This is a genomic window from Mycolicibacterium sp. XJ870, from assembly GCF_053483975.1.
Genome location: NZ_JBEFTI010000003.1, coordinates 39708 through 62207 on the forward strand (window position 1 = coordinate 39708; position 22500 = coordinate 62207).

Annotated in this window: 21 protein-coding genes; 7 read left to right on the plus strand and 14 right to left on the minus strand. The window is 66.4% G+C overall.

Going from position 1 to position 22500, the window contains the following annotated elements; genetic code table 11:
• Positions 1–4: 4 nt before the first annotated feature.
• The 10 genes from eccD to ABQF30_RS15160 all read right to left on the minus strand — a co-directional run bounded on the left by eccD (position 5) and on the right by ABQF30_RS15160 (position 13240).
• Entirely contained in the window at positions 5–1417 is a 1413-nt protein-coding gene (eccD, locus tag ABQF30_RS15115) for a type VII secretion integral membrane protein EccD (RefSeq protein WP_448465073.1), read from the minus strand.
• 2 nt (positions 1418–1419) lie between these two features.
• Positions 1420–2286, minus strand: coding sequence for an ESX secretion-associated protein EspG (locus ABQF30_RS15120; protein WP_448465075.1), 867 nt, complete (start codon positions 2284–2286; stop codon positions 1420–1422).
• 33 nt (positions 2287–2319) lie between these two features.
• On the minus strand, positions 2320–2607 hold the full coding sequence (locus ABQF30_RS15125) for a WXG100 family type VII secretion target (protein ID WP_448465077.1): 288 nt from the start codon (positions 2605–2607) through the stop codon (positions 2320–2322).
• 29 nt (positions 2608–2636) lie between these two features.
• Complete coding sequence (gene esxG / locus ABQF30_RS15130; protein ID WP_448465079.1) at positions 2637–2930, minus strand: type VII secretion system protein EsxG; 294 nt, start codon at positions 2928–2930, stop codon at positions 2637–2639.
• A 49-nt stretch (positions 2931–2979) separates the two neighbouring features.
• A complete protein-coding gene (locus ABQF30_RS15135; RefSeq protein ID WP_448465081.1) occupies positions 2980–4551 on the minus strand; it encodes a PPE domain-containing protein in 1572 nt (523 codons plus the stop codon).
• Position 4552: 1 nt separating this feature from the next.
• Positions 4553–4864, minus strand: a complete 312-nt coding sequence (locus ABQF30_RS15140) for a PE family protein (protein ID WP_448465083.1) — start codon at positions 4862–4864, stop codon at positions 4553–4555.
• Positions 4861–8838 (minus strand): type VII secretion protein EccCa, encoded by a 3978-nt coding sequence (eccCa, locus tag ABQF30_RS15145; RefSeq protein ID WP_448465085.1) that lies wholly within the window; start codon positions 8836–8838, stop codon positions 4861–4863. The genes ABQF30_RS15140 and eccCa overlap by 4 nt, the downstream gene beginning before the upstream one ends.
• Complete coding sequence (gene eccB / locus ABQF30_RS15150; protein ID WP_448465088.1) at positions 8835–10394, minus strand: type VII secretion protein EccB; 1560 nt, start codon at positions 10392–10394, stop codon at positions 8835–8837. The genes eccCa and eccB overlap by 4 nt, the downstream gene beginning before the upstream one ends.
• Entirely contained in the window at positions 10391–12160 is a 1770-nt protein-coding gene (gene eccA / locus ABQF30_RS15155; RefSeq protein WP_448465864.1) for a type VII secretion AAA-ATPase EccA, read from the minus strand. Before eccA ends, eccB begins: the two co-directional genes overlap by 4 nt.
• A gap of 186 nt (positions 12161–12346) precedes the next feature.
• Entirely contained in the window at positions 12347–13240 is an 894-nt protein-coding gene (locus tag ABQF30_RS15160) for a class I SAM-dependent methyltransferase (protein WP_448465090.1), read from the minus strand.
• A gap of 70 nt (positions 13241–13310) precedes the next feature.
• Here ABQF30_RS15160 and ABQF30_RS15165 point away from each other — a divergent pair, with 70 nt between their 5' ends.
• Positions 13311–13568 carry a ribbon-helix-helix protein, CopG family gene (locus tag ABQF30_RS15165; protein ID WP_448465092.1) on the plus strand — a complete coding sequence of 86 codons (258 nt, stop codon included), beginning with the start codon at positions 13311–13313 and terminating at the stop codon, positions 13566–13568.
• Positions 13569–13576: 8 nt separating this feature from the next.
• Positions 13577–14008, plus strand: a complete 432-nt coding sequence (locus tag ABQF30_RS15170) for a type II toxin-antitoxin system VapC family toxin (RefSeq protein ID WP_448465094.1) — start codon at positions 13577–13579, stop codon at positions 14006–14008.
• A gap of 15 nt (positions 14009–14023) precedes the next feature.
• Here ABQF30_RS15170 and ABQF30_RS15175 read toward each other — a convergent pair whose 3' ends face one another.
• A complete protein-coding gene (locus ABQF30_RS15175; protein ID WP_448465096.1) occupies positions 14024–14926 on the minus strand; it encodes an oxygenase MpaB family protein in 903 nt (300 codons plus the stop codon).
• A 78-nt stretch (positions 14927–15004) separates the two neighbouring features.
• Between ABQF30_RS15175 and ABQF30_RS15180 the strand changes: the two genes are divergently transcribed.
• Positions 15005–15616, plus strand: a complete 612-nt coding sequence (locus ABQF30_RS15180; protein ID WP_448465098.1) for a TetR/AcrR family transcriptional regulator — start codon at positions 15005–15007, stop codon at positions 15614–15616.
• Between the two features lie 93 nt (positions 15617–15709).
• Here ABQF30_RS15180 and ABQF30_RS15185 read toward each other — a convergent pair whose 3' ends face one another.
• On the minus strand, positions 15710–17113 hold the full coding sequence (locus ABQF30_RS15185; RefSeq protein ID WP_448465100.1) for a carboxylesterase/lipase family protein: 1404 nt from the start codon (positions 17111–17113) through the stop codon (positions 15710–15712).
• The gene (locus tag ABQF30_RS15190) at positions 17106–18011 is read right to left on the minus strand and encodes an MBL fold metallo-hydrolase (protein ID WP_448465102.1); all 906 of its coding nucleotides are present in this window, start codon (positions 18009–18011) and stop codon (positions 17106–17108) included. The genes ABQF30_RS15185 and ABQF30_RS15190 overlap by 8 nt, the downstream gene beginning before the upstream one ends.
• A 102-nt stretch (positions 18012–18113) precedes the next feature.
• Between ABQF30_RS15190 and ABQF30_RS15195 the strand changes: the two genes are divergently transcribed.
• Positions 18114–18995 carry a helix-turn-helix transcriptional regulator gene (locus tag ABQF30_RS15195; RefSeq protein WP_448465104.1) on the plus strand — a complete coding sequence of 294 codons (882 nt, stop codon included), beginning with the start codon at positions 18114–18116 and terminating at the stop codon, positions 18993–18995.
• Between the two features lie 26 nt (positions 18996–19021).
• Here the strand turns inward: ABQF30_RS15195 and ABQF30_RS15200 are convergent, their stop codons facing one another.
• A complete protein-coding gene (locus ABQF30_RS15200) occupies positions 19022–19621 on the minus strand; it encodes a VOC family protein (RefSeq protein WP_448465106.1) in 600 nt (199 codons plus the stop codon).
• Positions 19622–19718: 97 nt separating this feature from the next.
• Between ABQF30_RS15200 and ABQF30_RS15205 the strand changes: the two genes are divergently transcribed.
• From ABQF30_RS15205 to ABQF30_RS15215, 3 genes are read left to right on the plus strand one after another with little or no spacing between them, the layout of a single operon-like run.
• Positions 19719–20348, plus strand: coding sequence for a TetR/AcrR family transcriptional regulator (locus tag ABQF30_RS15205; protein ID WP_448465108.1), 630 nt, complete (start codon positions 19719–19721; stop codon positions 20346–20348).
• Positions 20345–21487: an alpha/beta hydrolase gene (locus ABQF30_RS15210; protein WP_448465110.1), complete on the plus strand. Its 1143-nt coding sequence runs from the start codon at positions 20345–20347 to the stop codon at positions 21485–21487. The genes ABQF30_RS15205 and ABQF30_RS15210 overlap by 4 nt, the downstream gene beginning before the upstream one ends.
• Positions 21463–22443, plus strand: coding sequence for a 2-hydroxyacid dehydrogenase (locus ABQF30_RS15215; RefSeq protein WP_448465112.1), 981 nt, complete (start codon positions 21463–21465; stop codon positions 22441–22443). Before ABQF30_RS15210 ends, ABQF30_RS15215 begins: the two co-directional genes overlap by 25 nt.
• The last annotated feature ends 57 nt before the right edge of the window (positions 22444–22500 follow it).

A 22500-nucleotide genomic window follows, 5' to 3' on the forward strand; every position in this document is an offset into this window, starting at 1 on the left:
TGCATCACCTGTCGAGAACCAGGCTGAACAGCCCGACGAGGAAGGCCATCACCGGAATCAGTGACGCATCGATGCCGGTGGCCAGGAAGCCGACCAGACGACGCATCGGCAAGGAGTAGGTGTCCGGCGAGGCCGCCCGCGGGTTGAGCGCCGCGACGACCCACACCAGCACCAGCGCGGCGAGGGCGGCCAAGGCCCACCACGCTGCCGCGTAGCGCCCGTCGATGAGGAACGCGACCAGCAGCGCGACGGTGAGCAGATACGAGTGACCCAACAGCCAGGCCTTGCACGCCGCGGAGTCCCAGACCCGGGCTCGCAAGGCGGCACCGGCGGCCGCGGCCACCACGATGTACCAGGCCCATGGCGAGGCGGTCGGCGAGCCGACCAGAGCGACCGAACCAGTAACTGCGAGCAGCACTCCCGCGGCGATCACACCGGTCTGGTGTGACTGGCTCACCCGGACCCGGCGCGGCAGATCCTGCAGCACCGACAGCGGGTGGGCGGCCGGGCTCGGATCGCCGGGGGCGGGTATCACCGGCAGCGGGAACCGCGCCCACATGGCCGAGAGTTGCGCGGCCTGCACGGTGACCAGCAGGCCGATGAGCACGAGAACACAACCGAGGATGGTCGACGAAAGCTCCCAGATCGTGGCGGCTCCGGCTGCCAACAGCACGCCGGCCCCGGCCACCGCGGTGGCGGTGAACACCGCGATACCACGGTCGTCGGGAGAGCTGGCCATGCTGATCAACGACCATGCGGCCACTCCGGCGGCAGCGAGCAACACGTTGGGGGCGCCGAAATCACCTGGCACAGCGAGCGCGAAGGCCGCGGTGACGGGGACCAACGCGGTGACCGCGAGTGCGGTGGCCAGCACTGGCGACCGGCCGCGCACGGACAGCGTGCCCAGCACCGTGGCCACGGCGATACCGCTGACGACGAACAGCCCGAGCAGTTCACCGGTGATCACGCGGTGCGCCACGGCCAGTCCGGTGCCCACCAGGATCAGCCCGATCAGGGCCAGCGCCGCGGCCCGCGCGATATGCGCTGCACCCCAAGGGTTCTGACGCGCAGCCGAGAAGATGACCGCAGCGTCGGCGATGTCCTCCACGATCCGCGGAGCGGGCGGCCCCGCCGGAACTGCTTGCAGCGCCAGCAGATCGCCGTCCACCACACCGACGGTGTCGAGGGTGGCGTCCAGGCTGAACGGTGCTCCACCGACCGGGGCCAGGCTGAGCCGCACCGGGTCCGGGGCGCTCTCCAGCTCTCCGGTGGTGGGCAACGCGATGCGCTGGACCGCGGGCAGGATTTCGCGCAGCGGCAACTCGGACGGCAAGGCCATCTCGGTCAGCCGGCCACCGTCGTCTCCAGCGGCCAGCACGGCCACCCGCACGATCGGCATCACAGTGTTGTCGGACATTCCTATGCTTTCTGGGGTATTTCTCGATGAGTTACTGCGACTTCGTCGAAGTCGCGGGTGAGCGGTTGGTCGGGGAACCATGAGCCGCTGGGCAGGGATGCGGTCAGCCGCTCGATCGCCGCTGCGATCGCATCGGGTCTGCCCGCGGTGAAGGTCGAAACCCATTCCCCGTCGAAAGCTTTCGATGGGGAGACCAGGATCCGGCCCGATGGGGTGTCCACGATGCTGACTCCCACCTGGGTGGTGACACGGTGACCGTCGCGGTGTTCTCCGGCGACGATCTCGACGTATGTACGCCGTCCTTCGAACACCGATTCCACCACGGGCCGGGCGGACGCCGGAACCCCGAGGAACCCCAGCACTTCGGCCAGCGGGGTGCCGTTGCGGATCTGTTCATCCGCACGCGCGCCGGCCGCGGCCGGCAACGCGAACTCCTCGAACCGTGCAGGGGCGCGCTGCGACAGTCCTGCGGTGAGCACCGGAACCAGGGCGTGCGGATAGCTGATGTCCATCTCGGTGAAGGTGACCAGCTGCGCGTTGCGCAACACCACGACGGTACGTCCATCGCGCCTTGCCACGATGCCGCGCAGCAGATCGCCACCACCCGAGACAAACCGCAGGTCAAGCCATTGCGCCGCCCGGCAGGTCAACCGGACCCACTGGGCGACTTGAGGATTGACCTCGCCAGCGGAGTTGAGCACGCCCATCCGGGTCAGTTCAGCTGTCTGTTCGGCGACAAACTGCGACCGCTGCACCGGTTCGCTGTAGGGCGGCGTGATGGCCAGCACCCACGGGAACGCCCCGGCGCCCAGCACGTCGGCGACGTACCAGGCCTGCTCGGTGGTCAGCTCAACAGCGTTAGCGCCCACTGTGCCCAATGTGGCGCCTCCGGCAACCAAACATCAGCCCCACTTGGCGCCTTCAGCCGCGTCGCGGGCACTCATCGACAGAGTGTTCGTCTCGTGAGTGGCTGCCATCGAACGGTAGGCGCGGACCAGTTCCTCCATGGCCTGGTTCCATTGCGCCTGCCAGGCCTGGTAGGTCATCCCGGTGTCACCCTGCCAAGCACTGCTCAGCGCGGCCTGCTCGGCGGCGATGTCGGCACCTACCGCGTGCAATGCGCCCGAGTAGGTGTTCATCTCCCCGGCATGGGCGAGCATGGCCGGGTAGTTGTACATGATCTGAGACATGAAAACTCCTGTATCTGCTGGTTATTAGGTCAGATAGCGGTGTAGGTGCTGGCCGCGGCGGCGTCCTGCGCCACGTAGGTGCCTGCGGCGTCGCCGAGGTTGAGCTGGGCGATGTCGAGCAGGGCGTTGACCTTGGCCGAGACCTCGACGAACCGGGCATGTGCCGCCTGGAACGCGGCCGAGGCTTCACCCATGTGGAAGGCCTGAGACGACATGGCGGCCTGTTCGGCCCCGGAGATGGTGCTGCGCATCAGCGCGGCCTTGGCGCCGAAAGCCGCCTCGGAGGCGATCAGCTGGGGGATGTGAGCGTCCAACATGCTCATGGTGCTTCCTTTCGGATCGTTGACAGATGGTGGTGAAAAAGTGGTCTGGTCAGCTGCGCGGACCCCCTTCCGGATCGCCGGGGGTCGCACCGCGGGTCTCGTCGGGATCCCAGGTACCGGGCAGCATCGGGCTGACCGGACTGTCGTCGAAATTGTCGCCGGCCAGGGTGGCCAGCCCTGCCGCCGTGGCATCGGATCTTGTTGCGGTACCGGTGAATCCCATCGCACCGGCACCGCGCTCCGACGCCCGCACCCGCGGCTCGGATTGTGGTGCGGGATCTGGATCGGGTTCCTCGTAGTCCATGTAGGCGTCGGCATAGCCACGCTCATCCACCTGCGCACCGCGCTTGCGCCGGCTCTTGCGCCTGGCCGCCAGTGACGCGGCAACTCCAGAGGCGGCCGCGGGGATCCCCGAAGCCGGTGCCGAGGCGCTGCTCTTGCTGCCCACCGTCGGGGTGAAACCCTCGCCGGGGTCCTGCCCTGCCACGGCGTACGGGACGAATGTCGCAAGCGCCGGCGCCGCAGCGGAGGCCGGCGCTGCGCTCGGGGCCGCACTGGGGGCAGGTGCACCGGCGGCCGTGCCGGTGAACCCGGCCGGCGCGACACCGACGGCCGGCAACGCATTCTGCTGCTCGGTCCGCGGCGCGACGGCCTCCGGAGGCGCGTCGGCCGGCACCTCGGCCGGCGGCTTCATCAGGTGATCGGTGAGCAGCACCAGACCGGTGATGCCGAGCGCGGCCAACGCCGGTATCAGGAAGGGCGAGGCCAAGATCATTGCCCACGTGGGCCAGCCGACCAGGTTGGTGAAGACCTGGTAGGCCACGGCCTGCAGGAGCGGCCCCCAGGTGACGAGCGCGGCCGCCGGGTCGGCCATGAAATCGCTGATGATTGTCCCGAGATTTTCCAGCGGATTCTTCAGAAAATCGATGATCTCCTGGCCGCCGGGAACCCCTTGCAGATACTGCTCGAGAAGGTCGGTGATGATGTTCGAGTTCTCCAGCGCCGAACCGGAATCAGTGGCCTGGACCTGCGCCGCCATCTGCTGGACGTTCGCCGAGGCAGTGCCGGCCTCACCCACACCGGGTTTCAGCATGAACGGTGCCGGAGTGCTCATCGGCGTCGCGGCAACCGCCGCGCCGGACACCGCCTGATAGGTGCTCATCGTGGTCGCCGCCTGGATCCACATCCTGACGTAGTCGGCCTCGTTGACCGCGATCGGAATGGTGTTGATGCCGAAGAAGTTCGTCGCCAACAAGACTCCGTGCACGACATGGTTGAGGGCCAACTCCGGCAACGTCGGCATCGTCGCCAACGCGGCGGAATACGCCGCCGCCGCCGTCTCGTGCTGCACCGCGACCGCCGCGCTGTTGGCGCTCTGCTGGGCCAACCACATCAGGTACGGGCCGTGCGCCGCGACGTACTGCTCGGAGCTCGGCCCCTCCCATGATCCGGCCTGAACCGCACCCAGGACACTGGTGAGTTCTGCTGCCGCGGAGGCATATTCGGTACTCAGCGACTGCCACGCCCCCGCGGCGGCCAGCAACGACCCGGGGCCCGGGCCGCTGCTGAGCAGCGACGAGTGCACCTCGGGTGGCAGGGCCAGCCAAATGGGGGCGGTCATCTCAGAAGCCGCGCGCGATCAGGTATGACTGGGCAGCCATCGCGTCACCGGTCGCGTAGCTGGCGCCGGACTCGCCTACGCCGACGCCGGAGCGGCCGAGTTCCTCGACACCCAGTGCCGCCACCGTCGAATGCTGGGCACCGTGAGCGCTGAAGCCGGTGGCGGTCTGCAGCGAAACCGCGTCGGCGGCAGGCGGAACGACGGTCGAGACCATCGGTGCGGCCGCGGCGTGGGCGGCGGCCAGCCGCGCGGTCAACGCCTCGACAGCCGAACTGGCCGCGGTCAATCCTTCGGGGACTACGCGCAGTGTCATCGGTATTCCTCTCCTGATTTGTGGGTCCCGTTGTAACTGGACAGCGCCGCGTCGGCGCCGAGTGGGTTGACTAGTTGGACGAACTCGGGCAGGTCGCCGTCGCTGAGCAACATGCCGCGCCCGGCGGGGAACCGCGCGAACCGGTGGCCACGAATCTTGCCGCTGTCGGCGGGATTTCCGGACAGCATCAGCGTGGTCGCCTGCAGATCGTTGAGGCGACGCAGCAGCGGCGCCGTCATCACCGCGTGCGCCGATCCGGTGGCCCGCGCTGTGACGACCACCCGCAGTCCGAGATCGGACGCCTCGGACAGCAGGCCGACGATGTTGGTCCACGGTCGCTGCCCGACGAAGGGCCCGCTGACCGCCGGGCCGTCGGGAATCTGGTCCACGTCGTCGATGATCAGGTAATGGGTGTGGCCTGACTGGTATTTCCAGCCTCGTAATTCTTCCGGGCTCAAACCGGCCGGCGGACGGCGTTTCTCGATGAGCGCCGACAGACCGAGCATCGCGGGCAGCACACGGTCGATGTTCGCCGTGTACTCGTTGTCGGCGAACAGCGGTTCGTCGACCAGATGCAGGCGTCGGTCGATCACCGTGAACGCGACCTCATCGGGCCGCGAGTTCTCCCGGATGGTGCGGATGATGTGGCGCAGCAAGGTTGTCTTGCCCGACTTCGAATCACCGAAAACGGTGAGCAGCGGGTGCTCCGCGAAGTCGATGGCAACCGGTGACAGATCTTCTTCGCGCTGTCCGATGATGACCGTCTCCGGTGCCAGATACAGCGGTGCCAGGGCGGACGGCGCGAGGTCGGTGGGCAACAGGCGGACCGGCGGTGCGCTGACCCCGGGGTAGCGGGAGTTGATGACGGCGATGTCAGTGAGCGCCGGCGCGGCGAACAAGAAGTGCTCGGCGGCCATGGTCAGGCCACGGCCCGGTTGGTCGGCGGGCACCGAGTCGGCCGGCCGGCGCAGTGCACCCACCACACGCACGATGCTGTCGTGCGAATCGTGCAGCTTGAGTTCCAGCCGCAGCCCGAGCCCGTCCCGCATCGCCAGCGGCACCTCCAGCCAGTTGGGCGTGGTGATGACGATATGGATGCCGTATGCCATACCGCTGTTGGCCAGCTCGGTGACCTTGGCCAGCAACGGATTACGCGTGTTGAACGTGTCGGTGTTGTCGCGGCTGAAGGCGTAGAGGTTGTCGATGACCAAAAAAACGTTGCCGTAGCCGTCGCTGTAACCGCTGCTCTGACGGTTCACCGCGCCCTGCTGCTGACGGGCCCGCAGAAGCTGCTCCAACTCACCGAAGGTGCGGCGGATCCGCTCGGGTTCCAGCGGGGTGGCGACGCTACCGACGTGGGCCAGGTCGCCGAGATGGGCCAGCTTGCCACCGCCGTAATCCAGGCAGTAGAAGGTCACCTCGCGCGGTGAGTGCAGGGCCGCGGCCGACAGGATGAACGTCTGCAGGGCAGTCGATTTACCCGACCGCGGGCCGCCGTGAATCAGCACGTTGGCCGCCGCCGAGTTGGCGTCGAACACCAGCGCATCCCGGCGCATCTCGAACGGCTTGTCGATTTCGCCCAAGGGCCAACGCAATTGACCGGGCTCCACCTCGGTGCGCGCCAGCACGTCGACCAGCGGAATGGCTTCCTCCAGTGGAGGCAACCACAACTTCGGTGCCCGCGGCCCGTAGGAGGCCAGCTGATCGCCGATCGTGGTGATCAGCTTGCGCGGCGGCAGCACATCGACCTCCACCCCGTTGGTGGCGATCACGGTGTCGGGTTCCGGCTCCACCCGCGACGCCGTGAACAACTGCGGCTGCGGAAGTGCCCGCACCACAATGGATTTCTCGGCGCGCGGCGGGTCATAGATGCCGTCGACGTAGGTGCTGCGGAACTTGATCGGCATCGCACCCGGCGCAGGCACCAGGAAGCCCTCGCCCTTGTGATCCCGACCGGATTCGATGTGGTAGGCGTCTTCGACGCCGATGATCTGACGGGAGATGCTCGGGCTGGCCACCTTCAGGCCGATCCGGTACGACGTGTTCTTGTCGATGTCCTTGATCCTGCCCACGTCCAGCGTCTGCGAGGCGAACAGGATGTGGATCCGGAACGAGCGACCCTTGCGCGCAACGTAATCGAACAGGTCGGCGTACTCCGGGTGGTCGGCGAGCATCAGCGTGAACTCGTCGGCGACCACGAACAGCGTCGGCATCGGCGGGAGGTCGTGCCCGGCGGCGATCGCCGCTTCGTACTCGGTCACCGAGTTGAAGGCGCTGCCCTGCAAACGGCGGCCGGCCTCCTTGAGGAGCTGCTCGCGGCGGGCCACCTCGCCTCGAAGGGTGTCGGCGAACCGGTCGGCCAGCGACCGCTTCTCGGCCATGTTCGAGATGACCGCCACGACCTGCGGGAAGTTGCGGAAGATGTCCGCCCCCGCCTCACCCTTGAAGTCGGCGTAGATCACGATCAGCCGCTCGGCGGAATGAGTGGTCAACAGGGACAACAGGATTGACATCAGGGTCTGGGATTTACCCGAACCTGTCATGCCGATCATCAGGCCGTGCGGCCCCATGCCGCCTTCGGCTTCATCCTTGAGGTCGAAGTAGAGCGGCTCTCCGGTGGCGGTGATACCGATCGGCACCCGCAGTTCCTCGTCGCGGTTACGTGGCGCCCACAAACTCGCCACGTCAAGCGCCGACGCGTCGGGAATGTCGAGCAGGGTGCTGAAGGTCGCACCGCCGGTCGAACTGGACCGCACGTAACCGGGGTTGGAATCCCAGCGCGACAGCCGCCGCGCGATATGGCGGGCCTCTGCCGCCGAGATCGCGTCGGCATGGTCGATGTAGGGCTGCCACCCATTGCTCTGCCAGCGCTCGATCCTGCCGTCGGTCACCCGCAGGATGGGCCGCTCGGGGTCCGGGTACTGCTCGCGGTTGGGCAGCGTCGCCGACCGGTGAATCACGGTCACCCCGGCCAGGCCGGGCTTACGTGCGATGTCGTCGGGATCGGCGTCGGGATCGTCGAGCACCACCAGCAGATGCTTGGCGGCCTGGTCGGTCTCGCCCGGGAACGGCGGCCGGTCCGCCAGCGCAGGCGTCAGCCGCTCACGCAGTTCGGCGACGTTCGTGGTCAGGTACCTGGCCGGGCCAACCCCGTCGGCCTCGTTTGGAACATCTACGTGTGGAAGCCATTTCAGCCAGGACCAGTCGTCGGAGTCGATGTCTGGCGCGGCCAGCGCCACACCCAGCATGGTGGGGTCGTGCCACGTGACGGCCTGGGTGATCCAAGCGCGGAGTGCGTCGCGCACCTCGTCGGCCTCACCGATGACGGTGATGCGGGCGAGCTTGGCGACGTCGATACCTGTGGGCGCGTCCCGCACCGTGCGCTGGACATCGAGCAGGCCGCGCAGGGTGCTGTGCGACACCGGCTCCAGATCGATCTCGTCGGCGGTGTCTTTGACTTTCAGCGCTGCGTCCAACGGCGTGTCATGCAGGCCTGCGCGCAGCACCAGGAAGTCACGGTCGCGCGGATCGCGTTCCCACTGCCTGCGGGTGCCGGGAATGGCGGCGAGCAGCTCGGGCGCCGGATGCGACCACTCGAGCGCAGCCCGCTGTTCGGCCGCGTGAGCGCGGACGTTGTCCCGGACCACCGACAGATACCGCAGGTAGTCGGCACGCTCAGCGTCGACCTCTTCGGTGCGCATCTTGTTGTCCGTGCCGCGATACAGCGCGGTGGCGGCCAGCAGCAGCACGAACGGGAAGAACAGCATGGTCGGCGAGATCATCCGCATCCCGGTGGCGAACAGTGCCACGATCATGCCCACGATCAGGATGACGATCAGGTACGGCAGCACCCGGCGCAGCAACGACGGCGGCACCATCCGCTGCAACTGCGGCGGCGGTTCGATGGTAATGGTGCCCTTGCGGGTTGACGGCGGCGCCAGGCGACGCTGGTGCTCGAAGATCAGCCGGCTCATCGGGTCGTGGCCTCCAGGCGCGCAGAGTTCGAATCGGGCGACAGCGCGTCATGCGCAACCAGTGCGTCACCTCGGGACAGGGTCGGGCCGGCCGCAAACTGCGTCAGCATCGACCACGGTATGGGCAGGGCAGGCGAGGTAAGGCCAAGGGCCGCAACCACTTTGTCGTCACCTGCGGTGTCGATGCCATAGCGGACACCGGTGTCGCTCACCCAGAACAGCGAGCCTGCGGTCGGCGATCCGGGTTCGGCCCCGACGGTCTGCACGAAGTAGCCGGTGCCCGGGGTCAGTGCGACTCGATTGGCGGTGCCGTTGCTGCCGGCTCCGACCAGATCGACGGTGCGCAGGTTCTCCGGAAGCGGCAGCGCCGCACCGGAAAGCACCGCCAGCCGACTCTCGGTGGCTCCGGCGGGTTTGATCCACTGGGCACAGGTGACCGGCGCAGTCGATGTCTCCACCAGGCTGACCGGGTCGGCCGGATAAGCGGCGGTGTCGATCGCATGCGAAACCGGGGTCCTGGCCACCTCGTCGGCGCCGAGTTGCGGTGGCTGGGCCAGCCCATGGGAATTGGTGTTGCGCAGGATCGAGGCCAGCACCGGCGAGATCGGCTGCAGACCGTCGGACAGCACCGTGTAGTAGCGGGCCGTGTTGTCGGCCTCGTAGGCCGCGACGACCGCACCCACAGGCGCCGGCGTCGACAGCTGGAAGCGCGGTGGCGCACCGGCTTCGGCGATCGCCGGGGCAGTCAGGGCGGGCGCCTCGGGAATCGCGTTGAACAGTCCGGCCGCGACGGGTCGCGGTGCCGGGATCTGGGCGCCGAGACCGAGAGCATCCGTGACGGCGCGGTTGGCCAGATCGATCGGGCTGCGCTTGCCGTCCCACAGCAGCCAGTCACCCGGGTTGGGTCCGGCGCTGTTGTGCACGAGTACGGCCTGATCGGACGCCAGCGGCAACGCGCGTTCATTTCCGGTCCCGGTCGGACCGGCGATGACGGTCACGCCGACGTTGGCACCGGAGACCGCGTCGCACACCGTCCAGTCCGCGTCGCCGGCAGCGCTCTGGACCATCCGCTCCGGGGCGCCTGGGATGCCAAGAAGGTTGCCGCGCGGGAACTTGTCGATCTCACTGGTTTTCACCGTCGACGGGTTGTCCGCCTTACCGGCGATCAGGCGTGCCGAGGTGAGGTTCAGCACCGGATGCACCTGCTCCCCCACCCGGACATACAGAGCAGCGGTCGACCGGTCGGCGAGGATCGCGTCGTTGCCCGCCGTTCCGCCCGGGCGGAACAGGGAGAACAAGAAGCAACCGATGAGGCCGGTGATGAGGATCAGCGCGCCGGTCAACACCGCACGACTCTGGGTGCGCAGCGGGTCGACCAGCATGCGGGTGTCGTGCAGTGCGACGCCAGAGGCGATGCGGCGCATGATGAATCGCCAGCCGGTCACCTGGTGGCGGGTGACGAAACCGCGGCGGTACTGCACCTGATCGGGGTTCTCGTTCGTCGGGGTACGCGACGCGAATGAGCGGCGATCCTCTGGCTGGGTCGGGCCGGTCATGCGGGCACCGTCAGACCAAGGCCACGCAGCAGCGGGGCAGCGGAACTACGTACGTCACCGGCGGTGATCGTCATCATCTCCTCGTCGGTGAAGTCCTCGGAATCGGAATGATCGAGGCGGTATTCGCGCTCCTCCTCAGAGCGCTCGACCAAGTTGCGGACAAAGCGGCCGTTACCGGCGATGTCGAGGCTGCGGCGCGGCACGCCGTTCGCATCGGGCATGGTGGCCTCGGCGAGGTGGCCGAACAGCTTCTCCATGTCCTCGTGGGCGGCAGGTTCGAACACGCTGTCGCGCTTTTCGGCCATCCGCTCGGCGATCTCGACGAGCTCGGACGACGAGTACGACGGAAAGTCGATGCTGCGCGTAAAACGTGACCGCAGACCCTCATTGGTGTCCAGGAACATGTCGAGGTCCTTGCGGTAACCCGCGACGATCACCACGAGGCGGTCGCGATCGTTCTCCATCCGGGCCAGCAGGGTGTCGATGGCGACAAGGCCGAAGTCGTTCTTGGCGCCGGTGGACACCAGCGCATACGCCTCGTCGAGGAACAGCACGCCGTCGAGTGCGCTGTCGATGATGGCGTTGGTCTTGGCTTCGGTCTCGCCGATGTGCTGGCCGATGAGATCGGCGCGGTGCACCTCGCGGACCGTCTCCTTCTTGAGAAGTCCCAATCCGCAGTAGATCTTCGCGACGACGCGAGCGATCGTGGTCTTACCGGTACCGGGCGGGCCCGCGAACACCAGGTGGTTGGTGCGCTGGGCGACGGTCAACCCGCGGTCCTGACGCCGGATCGACATCGCCACTGAGCTTTTCAGCCGAGCGACCTGGTACTTCACTTCTTCCAGGCCGATGAACTCGGCCAGTTCGGCTTCGGCCTCGATGAGCAGGTGCGCCTTGCGTTCCTTGGCGCCGGGATCGACGAAATCCGACTCCGACGGTTCGGTTTCGGGATTCCACGGGTCGGTCCTGGCCTCGATACGCGCGGACGTGGTGGTGAGCAGCCCGAACGTCGGATCCGACAGCGCCTCTTCCACCTGGGCGTTCTCCGGGTGAGCGGCAAAGAGTTCCTGCAGGACGTCGGCGGCGTCCTCGATCTCGCCCTGGCCGCGCAGGGTCAGCGCCTTGGCCAGTGCACCGTCGACCGCGGCAACCCCGATCGGTCCGGACGGGTCCTCCAGATACGACAGTGCAGGCGCGAACATGCCGAGCCGGGCCAGGGATATGCCAAGGGTGACCCGCGCAGCATGCGTGATGACCTGGTCCAGGGCCTCGTCGGTGACGATCGGCGTCAGTAGCCGGACCACATCCGACCAGCGCTGGGCACGGTAGTTGATCGCGACCCGCAGCCATTTCGCGTTGAGCCACCCCGGCCTGCGCGCCAGCACCTCGCTGACCAATTCGTCGGCGTGTGCCAACTCGCCCGCTTCGTAACGCCTTGCGGCATAGGCGAGTTGGAAGTCGTCGGGCTCTGTGGCGCGGAATTGCAGGTACAGCCCGGTGTCATAGAGGAAGCCGAGGTCTCCGGCAGCCAAGTCGATCTCACGCTGCAACAGGCCGGCACTGCCGACGGTCCGCCACACCGAGTCGATGACCGGGCCAGACGTGTCGCCCGCGGCGGCCAGTCCGATCCAGGTGTCGCAGTGGTCGTGCGCGATGCGCGTCAATCCAGCAAAGCCAGATCTGGCGGCAACGAGATCAGCCGGCCGTTGCCGGTCGTTGACCGTCAGGCCAAGCGCACGACAACATGTGGCAAAACGACTGACCACATCACGGTCAAGCCGGGGCGCTCCCTGATGCGGAGCCGCGAGCGTGTCACTACCCATATGCGTGCACAGGAGCGACTAAGCCCCCGTTTCTCTCCCTTATGTATGGCTAAGCTAACTTTTGCTGAAGTTAGCATCGCATAAGCTAAGTGTCGAGATGCACGTACTGCCGCCGAAAGGTGAGCCCGCTCACGTCTTCGTGGCGGTAACCAAGCTGATAGTGCCGGTCATCAGCCCTGCTTCGGATTCCGGACTCGGCACCGCACGGCCGACCTCACCCAAGTAATCCGGCAGCGGCGTAGTCACCGCTTGCCACCCGCGCCCAGAAAACCAGTGCTCAGCCGGGGCATGCTGCTCGTTGTATACGAGCGTGAAAAACGCGTTCTCCTCACCGGAGTCCATCGCTTCCGCCCGCTTGGCTTCGAAGGCCTCGGCGGGCATTGGGCGGGCTTCTTCTACCGCCACGAAGCTGCCGCGGGCCGCCAGCCCGTCGATGCCGGCAAACAACCGTTCCTGTGCTGAGGCCGGCAAATAGATCAACAGACCCTCGGCGATCCACGCCGAGGGTTCTGACGGGTCGAATCCGTTTGCTCGCAGTGCTTCAACCCAGTCTTCACGCAGGTCGATGGCGACCTCGCGACGCTCAGCGGTTGGGGCCACGCCGAGTCGATCCATGGTCTCGCGTTTGAACTCCAGCACCCTGGGCTGGTCCAGTTCGTAGACAACGGTGCCGGCCCGCCATGGCAACCGATATGCCCGCGAGTCGAGGCCGGCGGCCAACAGCACGATCTGGCGCACACCGGCAGCCGCGGCCCGGTTGAAGTACGCGTCGAAGTACCTGGTGCGGGCACCTTGGAAGTTCACGAATTCCTCGCCGAACTCGGTCCGCAGCGGATGGTCGGGATCCGATCCGTCAATCGCGTCGGCCCATTCCTTGCCTGCGGCCCGACAGAACACCTCGGCGTACGGGTCAACCGCCAGGGGTTCGGGCTTGCGCGCCTCCAAAGCTCTTGAAGCGGCTACGAATAGCGCTGTCTGACCGACGCTCGTGGTGATGTCCCAGGTGTCATTATCTTTACGCACGGCCGCGAGGGTACGCCGGGAAACTGACAAGCCACCGGTGTGATGCGTGTGATGCATTAAGATCGACATCATGCGCACCACGGTTTCGATCGCCGACGAGTTGCTTGCCGCCGCGAAGCGGCGCGCGCAGCAACGGGGGCAGACAGTCGGTTCAGTGATCGAGGATGCTCTGCGCCGAGAATTGGCCACCGATCGCGACGAAGCGCCGCGTCCAACGGTTCCCGTATTCACTGGCGGCACCGGACCGCGCCCAGGCATTGACCTACGGTCAGCTCGCGCACTCCACGAGGCCCTCGACGAAGGTCTCGACCTCAACGCCCTCAAATAAGGAACGCGATGTTCCTACTGGACGTCAATGTCGTACTCGCCGCATACCGCGCAGACCACCCTGATCACGTCGCCGTACGCCCGTGGTTCGATCGTGTGCTCGATGGTGACGAGCCGTTCACCGTCCCAGTACAGGTGTGGGCGTCGTTCCTGCGCTTGGTGACCAATCGGCGAATCTTCACCGTCCCCACACCCTGCGACGATGCGTTCTCGTTCATCGAAGCGGTCAACGGTCAACCACACCACGTGCCGGTTGCCCCCGGCCCGCGGCATCTTGCGCTCCTACACAAACTCTGCGACGAAGCCGATGCATCCGGCGATCTGATCCCCGATGCAGTGCTCGCGGCGATCGCCCTCGAACATCATTGCGACGTAGTGACTCTCGATCGGGACTTCGGCCGGTTCAGTACCGTGCGCCATATCAGGCCGGAGCGCAACTGACCCGCTTCGGGCTCCTTACACCAACGGGCGCCCGGTGCGGATCCGCCAGTCCAGGTCCTTGAGCAGCACGTTGAACGGGAACTGCCGCAGGACCGACGGCGACAGATTGTTGACCGTGCGCAGCACGGCGATCAGCCGGTCGAACCGCTTCTGACGTTGCGGGTCCCAGGGCAGCCGCATCTCGTCACGGAACCGCTGTGGCAGAAAGCCCGTGGTGATCAAGCCGGCAACGCCTTCCGACCACCGCTGCAGCGGCCCGGGCAGCTTCACGCCGCGCAGACGGCCGACCGCGATGGGGTAAAGGTATTCCCGCACGGTGTCGTCGATGTGCACGTTGTCGAGACTGTCCTGCCAGTACTTGTCGAACGCGGCCCGGTCGGCCGGCCACATCTCCTCCGGCACTTGCAGTGTGGTGCCCAACCACATGCCTTCCGCGTAGTGCTCGTCCGCGGTTTCGTCATCCATCTCGCCGACGAACATCCGATACACGTCGACTCCGCCCTTGTACAGGCAAGCGGCAACCCACATCTGTAGATCCTTGTCGAACGCGTTGTACTTCACCGGACTCTCGTCGGTGGAGTAAACCTGCGCATGCGCCTTGTTGACCGCGCGCCGGTATGCCGACTTCTGGCGCTCGTCCCCGCGGGTCGCCACCGCGAGGTACGTGAAGGTGGTGCGGGCCCGCTTGATCGGGTGCAGGTCGACGCGGCCGCTCTCGACCCGGCTCTCCAGAACGCCGTAGCCCACGCCGGGCCGCGCCAGTTGCATGATGACGTTCGCAGGGCCGGCGAGGAGAGCGACGCCCATCAGGCCGTCGTCGATGCTCGCAGCCCGCTTGCGCCGTTTCACCAGGCTGCGCGGGTCTGGCGACTCGCCCATCGCGCGCTCGACGTGCGGGATCGGTTCGCTGACCGTCATGGCCACCCCTATCAGAAAACTGCGAACGTGTGTTTCCTGATACTGGCTCCTCAGCCTGACGGGTGTCAAGATGGGTGAGTGACGCCGGTCCGCCCCTACCGTGGCATCGAAGCGGCCGATCGCCTGGCGCATCGCCGCGATCTGCTGTTGACGGCCGGGCTGGACCTGCTGGGTTCGGAGAACGCCGAGCTGACGGTGCGCGCCGTCTGCCAGCACGCCGGGCTGGCAGCGCGCTACTTCTACGAAAGCTTCGCCGACAAGGATCAGTTCATCGCCGAGGTCTATGACTGGGTGATCGCCGACATCGCCGTCTCGACCCAGGCCGCCGTCGCGGCCGTACCCGTGTCGCAACAGACCACGGCCGGCATGACCAACATCGTGCGCATCATCGACGAGGATCCCAGGATCGGCCGGCTTCTTTTCAGCACCAAGCTGTCCAACGAGGTGCTGGCCCGCAAGCGTGTCGCGGGCATCGGATTCTTCGCGGCCCTGCTCGGTCAGCACGCCGGAGACACGCTGCAGCTGAAGGAAGACGACACACTAAGGGCCAGAGCTTATTTCGCGGTCGGCGGGGTGACCCACACCCTCAGTGCATGGCTCGCCGGCGAGGTCAGGCTCAGCCCGGAACAACTCGTCGACCAGCTGCGGCTGATGCTCGACGCCCTGGCCGGTCAGCCGCATCGAGACTGACGGCGGCCGGCCATGACCGGCCAGATCGCCGACATTGAAGTCAGGGACAGATTTCTCGCGGTTCTTGTCCCTCAGCGCAATCTCGGCGCGCCATCAGCCGGTGAACCGGTACATCACCTTCTGGGACCAACCGGGATCACCGGTTTTGGCATAGCGGATCCAAGCACCGTGCATCTCGGCGGCCAACGCGGCCGGGGGTTCGCCGGGACCGAGCAGCGCGCGGGGACCGCGCAGTACGTCCAGGTCAAGCCGATCGAACACGAAGGGCAGCTCGATCGCGTGCGCCGCTCCCAGTTGGTCGTCCAATGCAGCTGAGCGCCAATTGAACTCGTAGAGGTGCGTAGGCGCCATGCTGTGCTGCGCGTGCGCCTCGGCAAGCCGCGCACTGCCGGTTCGGAACAATGCGTCACCAAGGATCGCCGAGCGCAACTCACCCCATCCCGCCCCCGGGTGCTGCTCGCGGTAACGAGCCACCAATGCCACCGGGTCGGTGTCGATGCGAGCTGCCAGGTCATGGATGTCCTCGGCGGTCGAGGTGTCGAGCAAGCCGCCGGGAGCCAGGTACAGATTGCCTTCCTCGGTGTTGGTTCCGATCAGCATGGACACCTCGCCGGCGATGGTCTCTGCGGGTTGGCGATCGAGCACGATGCTGAACGGGCTGAGCCCCACCAGCGGATCGAACCGGCTGGCGGTCCGCAGGTTCAGGCGGGCCAGCTGGCCTGAAACCTCGACCAGCCGCTTGTCAGGCACCTGTGCGAAGTCGTCAAGAGTGGGCTCGATGCCGAGTCGTTCGGCAGCCGCGTGAGTCACCGTCGCGGCTTGCTCTCGGTCGAACGCACCCATGCCGTTGCCGCTCTGCACGATTGCACGCCGCATCAGCTGTCTGGCGTCGGGCCTGGCCGCAACCGCACCGGTGATCGTCGCGCCGGCGGACTGGCCGAACAGCGTGACATTGCGGGGATCACCGCCGAACGCGCCGATGTTGTCGCGCACCCAGCGCAGCGCGGCGACGACGTCGAGCAGACCACGGTTGTCCGGTGCGCCGGGCAGGCTGAGAAATCCTGCGACGCCCAACCTGTAGTTCACGGTCACCAAAACCACGCCGTCGCGGGCGAATGCTGTGCCGTCGTAGAGTGGTGACAGCGTGGACCCGGCGACAAAACCGCCGCCGTGCACGAAGACCATGACCGGTCGGTCCACTGCGTCCGGCGGGGTCCACACATTCACCGTCAGATAATCCGCGCCGGGAATCCAACCGGGGCCGAAGAACGGCGCCATGTCCAGTGCGCCGAATCCGCCCCGGTTGGGTTGAGGCGCAGTCGGTCCCGGCCGAGTGGCATCGCGGACGCCGGTCCACGGTTGATGTGGCACGGGTGCGCCGAATCGGGCTGCACCCGTGGGCGGCGCAGCATACGGAATGCCGAAGAATGCCCGCGCGACAGCGTCGGCCTGCCCGCGGACCGCACCGGCGGCGGTGCTGATCACCGGATCAGACATGAGTCACCCGCTCAAAGGGCGCCCATTCCTTGATGGCGAACCGGGCGCCGTCCCGCGCCACCTCGGCACCGCCGTGGCCACCGAGATGGGCGGGAAACACCAGCGTGTTCGTGTCTGCCGCCTGGCCCAGAATCCGGCGGCGCGTAGCCCGCGCCCGGATGGGGTCTTCGCAGAAGCAACTGTTGGTGTCGGGTTCGACGAATTGCATTGCGGTGTGCAACATATCGCCGACGAATACGGCGCGGTCGGTGCCGGACTCCAGCCTCACCACGGAAGAACCAGGGGTGTGTCCGGGGGCGAGTTCCAGTTTCAGGTTGGCGTCGACCTGGAAGGTGCTGTCCCACAACACGGTTTGACCAGCTAGGCGCACCGGCGCGACGCTGTCCTCAAACACGTTCCGCTGACCGGGGTTTGAGTGAGCACCAGTGTCGGGATCCCAGAATTCGAAGTCAGCGCGCGGGATCAGGTAGGTGGCGTTGGAGAAGGTCGGCACCCAATCCCCGTCGTCCAGGTAGGTGTTCCAGCCGACGTGATCCACGTGCAGATGCGTGTTGATCACCAGGTCGACGTCTTCGGGCGCCACCCCGGCTTTGGCGAGGTTGCCAAGGAAGTCGGTGTCTAGCCGGTGCCAAACCGGTGTGTGCGGCCGTTCCTTGTGATTGCCCACGCCGGTGTCGATCAGGATTGTCCTGCCTTCGCTGCGCAGCAGCCAGGTCTGGATGGCCGATACACAGGTATCGGCTGCTGGATCGTAGAAATCCGGTGCCAGCCAATGCTCATTGCGCCGCCATGCGCCGTCGGGGCTCTCCGGGAAGAACTCTGCCGGCGACATCCGGACGGAGCCGTAATACTCCATGACCCGGGTGACCGTGACGTCACCCAACACGATTTCGTTCATGACGCCAAGCCTGGCGGCGCGACGATCAGTCAACCAGTCACCACTGTGCCTACCCCTGGCAGGGATACCCACGGCCCGTCAGCTCAGAGGCATAGTGGGGTGATGACCACCGAACAACTCGGCGAATTCCTGCGGGCCCGGCGCGGGCGGCTGCATCCGGAGGATGTGGGGCTGTCCCGGTATGGCGAGCGACGACGAGTGGTGGGCCTGCGGCGGGAGGAGGTCGCCCAGCTCGCCGGGGTCAGCGTGTCCTACTACACGCGGCTGGAACAGGGACAGTCGGAGAATGCTTCCGAGGCGATCCTCGACGCGCTCGCGCGGGCACTCCAGTTGGACAGTCATGAGCACGCGCATCTGCGGCAACTGGCTTCTCAGCGTGCGCAGCCACCTCGCCGGCCTCCTGTCGAACGCGTCAGCACGTTGACCCGCGACCTGTTGCGCTCGCTGGACCACCTGCCGGCACTGGTGCTCGGCCGTCGCACCGATGTGCTGGCCTGGAATGAGCTGGGTCATGCCCTGCTGGCCGGCCATTTGGATTCCACGTCGGTGGACAATCCCGCGACCCGGCCCAACTTGGCCCGTCTAGTGTTTCTCGATCCGCACACCCGCGACCTCTACCTGGACTGGCACCGCAAAGCCAGGGCTGTGGTGGGCAGTCTTCGCCTGGTGGCGGGCAGGCACCCCGAGGACGCGCTGCTATCCGCGCTGATCGGTGAATTGTCGGTCAAGAGCACGGAATTCGTGTCGCTGTGGGCTGACCACCGGGTGAAGCCGTGCGAGGCCGACTCCTATGACCTGCACCATCCGCTGGCCGGACCGCTCACTGTGACCATGCAGAACCTGACCCTCGCCCGCGACGTCGAGCAGTCGCTGTGTGTCGTGACGACCGCGGAGGGTTCGAGTTCGGCGGATGCGCTGCGACTGCTGACTCAATCGACCCGCGACGAAGATATCCAATCCCGCATCACCGTTGACGGCGCATGATGGCGGTATGACCGACTCCGGACGGGTTACTTCGTCGAAGCCACCAACGGAGGCTGATCGGCGGGCGGCCTTCGATCCGCCGCGGTCTTCGGCGTCGCATGGACGTCCTCGTCAGTGAATTCTTTGGTCCAGCATGCGAATTCCAGGGTGATGCCGTCGGGGTCGAAGAAGTAGAACGAGCGCACGTAGACCCCGGGATGCACCGTCGCCGAGACCTGCGCCTCGCTTTCGTCGTGGTTCAGCACGGGCCCCACGCGTACACCCTTGGCCTTGAGCTTCTGCCGGTATTCGTCGAACTTCTCGGCCGGCACGTGAAGCGCGATGTGGTTGAGCGACCCGGTGGCGCTGACGATCTCACCGATCCCAGGAATGGCAGCCGGGGCGGACACCCCCGGAACTCCGTCCGGGGCGTCGCGGAACCAGAAGAACGCGATGCAGTCGCCGTTGCCGGCGTCGAAGAAAAAGTGCTGCCCCATGCCGCCGGGAAGGTCCAGTGACTTGATCAAAGGCATGCCGAGCACATTGCTGTAGAAGTCGACGGTGCGTTCCATGTCCGAACACACCAGGGCGACATGGTTGATTCCGCCGAACTCGAATTCGGAATTGGGATTGTTGGGCTTGATCACGTCGAGACTCCTTCGATGCGAACGCGCCGAAAGCTGGCGCCGCTCCGGATCTGAATCTAACATCAGGTTCAGCTTCGATCAATGCTCAGGGAGTTCGGTGACCGTCAGCCCCCGTGACCAGCTGCCGACCGCTCGCGGGCGGCAGACCCAGGCCGCCATCGACGCGGCCGCCCGCTCGGTGATCGCGCGTAAGGGCATCCTGGCCGCGACGATCGCCGACATCTCCGCCGAGGCCGGCCGCTCGACCGCGTCGTTCTACAACTATTACGACTCCAAGGAAGCGATGGTCCGTGAGTGGGCGCTGCGCTTCCGCGACGAAGCCCGCGAGCGCACCAAGGCGGTCGCCGAACCCGGTTTGTCCAAGTGGGAACGGTCCTATCAGGCGGTATCGGCACACTGGATGACCTACCGGCACAGGCTGGCCGAGATTATCAGCGTGTCCCAACTGGCAATGATCAACGACGACTTCGCGCAATACTGGGCCGAAATCTGCGAGCTACCCATATCTTTGGTCACCGAGATGATCAAACATGCGCAGCGGCAGGGCTTCTGCCCCGGTGACGATCCCGAGTTGACCGCAGTCGCCCTGGTGTCGATGCTCAACCAGTTCTGCTACACCCAGCTGTCCGGCGGCAACGCCGCCGACGTCGACGACGAGGCCTGCATCACCACCCTGGCCAACGTGTTCTACCGGACCATCTACCACGAGGGGACTCCGCGCACATGAGCAGAACATCGGGGGCGTCGGCGGCCGCGGGCGTCATCCGGGAATTCGTCGGGGTGGAATCACCGTCCGCCCGTCGGGCCGGCGCGGGCGGCCACCCGTGCCAGGGCATCTATTACCGCGGGGTGGGCCGCAAGCCGCGGGTGGCGATGATCGCCACGCACTACCAAATCGACTTCTCCGAGCACTATATCGCCGACTACATGGCCACCAGAGGCATCGGTTTCCTGGGCTGGAACACCCGTTTCCGGGGATTCGAGAGCAGCTTCATGCTCGACCACGCGCTCGTCGACATCGGCGTGGGCGTGCGGTGGTTGCGCGAAGTCCAAGGCATCGAAACCGTTGTGTTGCTGGGTAATTCCGGAGGCGGGTCATTGATGGCCGCCTATCAGGCCCAGGCCGTGGATCGGCACATCACACCGCTGGAAGGTATGCGGCCGGCCGCCGGACTCGCCGACCTGCCCCGCGCTGACGGGTACGTGGCCAGCGCTGCACATCCGGGACGTCCGGATGTGCTCACCGCCTGGATGGATGCCTCGGTGGTCGACGAGAACGACGCGGTTGCTTGCGATCCTGAACTCGACCTGTTCGATGAGCACAACGGACCGCCGTACTCAGCGGATTTCGTGTCACGGTACCGCGCCGCACAGGTGGCCCGCAACGATGCCATCACCGACTGGGCCGAGCGGGAGCTCAAACGCGTTCAGGCAGCCGGTTTTTCGGACCGGCCGTTCACGGTCATGCGTACGTGGGCCGACCCTCGCATGGTCGATCCGGCGATCGAGCCCACTCACCGGCAGGCGAATCTCTGTTACGCGGGTATCCCGGCCAGGGCCAATCGCTCGGCACGGGGCATCGCCGCGGCCACCACCCTGCGCAACTGGATCGGCATGTGGAGCCTGCGCCACGCCCAGACCAGGGCCGAACCCCACCTTGCCCGGATCACCTGCCCGGCGTTGGTGATCAACGCCGACCAGGACACCGGCGTGTATCCGTCTGACGCACAACGCATTTATGACGCGCTGGCAGGAACGGACAAGACCCGCTGCTCGATCGACACCGACCACTACTTCACCACCCCGGGCGCCCGCAGCGAGCAGGCGGACACCATCGCACGATGGATTGCCAAGCGATGGCGGTGAGCCCGGCCCGGATGCGGGTCCTCGCGCATTTCGTCCCCGGCGATAAGGTGCTGGACTTCCTTGCCCCGCAAAAGGACTGGCTGGATGTCCGGTTCTGCGCCGAGGACGACGACGTGACCTTCTACCGCGAACTGCCGGAGACCGAGGTGCTCTGGCACGTGCTACGTCCGGTCACCGGTGACGACCTGCACCGTGCGCTGCGGCTGCGCCTCGTGCACAAGATGGGCGCTGGCGTGAACACGGTCGACGTGGACACCGCGACCCGGCTGGGCATCCTGGTGGCCAACATGCCCGGCGCCAACGCTGCTTCGGTGGCCGAGGGCACAGTGCTGTTGATGCTGGCAGCGCTGCGGAGGCTACCCGAGCTCGACCGTGCCACCAGAGCCGGCCGTGGCTGGCCGTCCGATCCCAGCCTGGGCGAGACGGTCCGCGACATCGGCGGCTGCACCGTGGGGCTCGTCGGCTACGGCAACGTCGCACATCGGGTCGAGCAGATCGTGACGGCGATGGGAGCCCACGTACTGCACACCACCACCCGCGACACCGGCCATCCCCGCTGGCGCAGCCTGTCTGATCTGTTGGCCACCAGCGACATCGTCTCCCTACACCTGCCGCTGACCGATGCGTCCCGCGGGCTGCTGAGCTCCGAGGCCCTGGCGTCGATGAAACCCGGCGCGGTCGTGGTGAACACCGCCCGGGGACCGATCATCGACGAATCCGCACTCATCGAATCACTCAAGACCGGGCGGCTCGGCGCTGCCGGTCTCGACGTCTTCGACACCGAGCCGCTACCGGCCGGCCACCCGCTGCTGGAGCTGGACAACGTCGTCCTCACCCCGCACGTGACGTGGTACACCGTGGACACCATGCGGCGTTATCTCACCGAGGCGGTCGAGAACTGCCGTCGTATCCGCGACGGAGAAACACCGGTCAACGTGGTGAACGAAGTTAGATAGGCCGCCGAAGTGGCGTCGGTCACGCGCAGGTACCCTCGATCCCAACCCACCAGTTAA

Coding starts and splice junctions, on each gene's coding strand:
- ABQF30_RS15195 (WP_448465104.1), top strand. CDS start 18,114: ATGACCACCGAACAACTCGGCGAATTCCTGCGGGCCCGGCGCGGGCGG.
- esxG (WP_448465079.1), bottom strand. CDS start 2,930: ATGAGCATGTTGGACGCTCACATCCCCCAGCTGATCGCCTCCGAGGCG.
- ABQF30_RS15175 (WP_448465096.1), bottom strand. CDS start 14,926: ATGACGGTCAGCGAACCGATCCCGCACGTCGAGCGCGCGATGGGCGAG.
- ABQF30_RS15185 (WP_448465100.1), bottom strand. CDS start 17,113: ATGTCTGATCCGGTGATCAGCACCGCCGCCGGTGCGGTCCGCGGGCAG.
- ABQF30_RS15125 (WP_448465077.1), bottom strand. CDS start 2,607: ATGTCTCAGATCATGTACAACTACCCGGCCATGCTCGCCCATGCCGGG.
- eccB (WP_448465088.1), bottom strand. CDS start 10,394: ATGACCGGCCCGACCCAGCCAGAGGATCGCCGCTCATTCGCGTCGCGT.
- eccD (WP_448465073.1), bottom strand. CDS start 1,417: ATGTCCGACAACACTGTGATGCCGATCGTGCGGGTGGCCGTGCTGGCC.
- ABQF30_RS15135 (WP_448465081.1), bottom strand. CDS start 4,551: ATGACCGCCCCCATTTGGCTGGCCCTGCCACCCGAGGTGCACTCGTCG.
- ABQF30_RS15190 (WP_448465102.1), bottom strand. CDS start 18,011: ATGAACGAAATCGTGTTGGGTGACGTCACGGTCACCCGGGTCATGGAG.
- ABQF30_RS15210 (WP_448465110.1), top strand. CDS start 20,345: ATGAGCAGAACATCGGGGGCGTCGGCGGCCGCGGGCGTCATCCGGGAA.
- ABQF30_RS15140 (WP_448465083.1), bottom strand. CDS start 4,864: ATGACACTGCGCGTAGTCCCCGAAGGATTGACCGCGGCCAGTTCGGCT.
- eccCa (WP_448465085.1), bottom strand. CDS start 8,838: ATGAGCCGGCTGATCTTCGAGCACCAGCGTCGCCTGGCGCCGCCGTCA.
- ABQF30_RS15215 (WP_448465112.1), top strand. CDS start 21,463: ATGGATTGCCAAGCGATGGCGGTGAGCCCGGCCCGGATGCGGGTCCTC.
- ABQF30_RS15170 (WP_448465094.1), top strand. CDS start 13,577: ATGTTCCTACTGGACGTCAATGTCGTACTCGCCGCATACCGCGCAGAC.
- ABQF30_RS15165 (WP_448465092.1), top strand. CDS start 13,311: ATGCGCACCACGGTTTCGATCGCCGACGAGTTGCTTGCCGCCGCGAAG.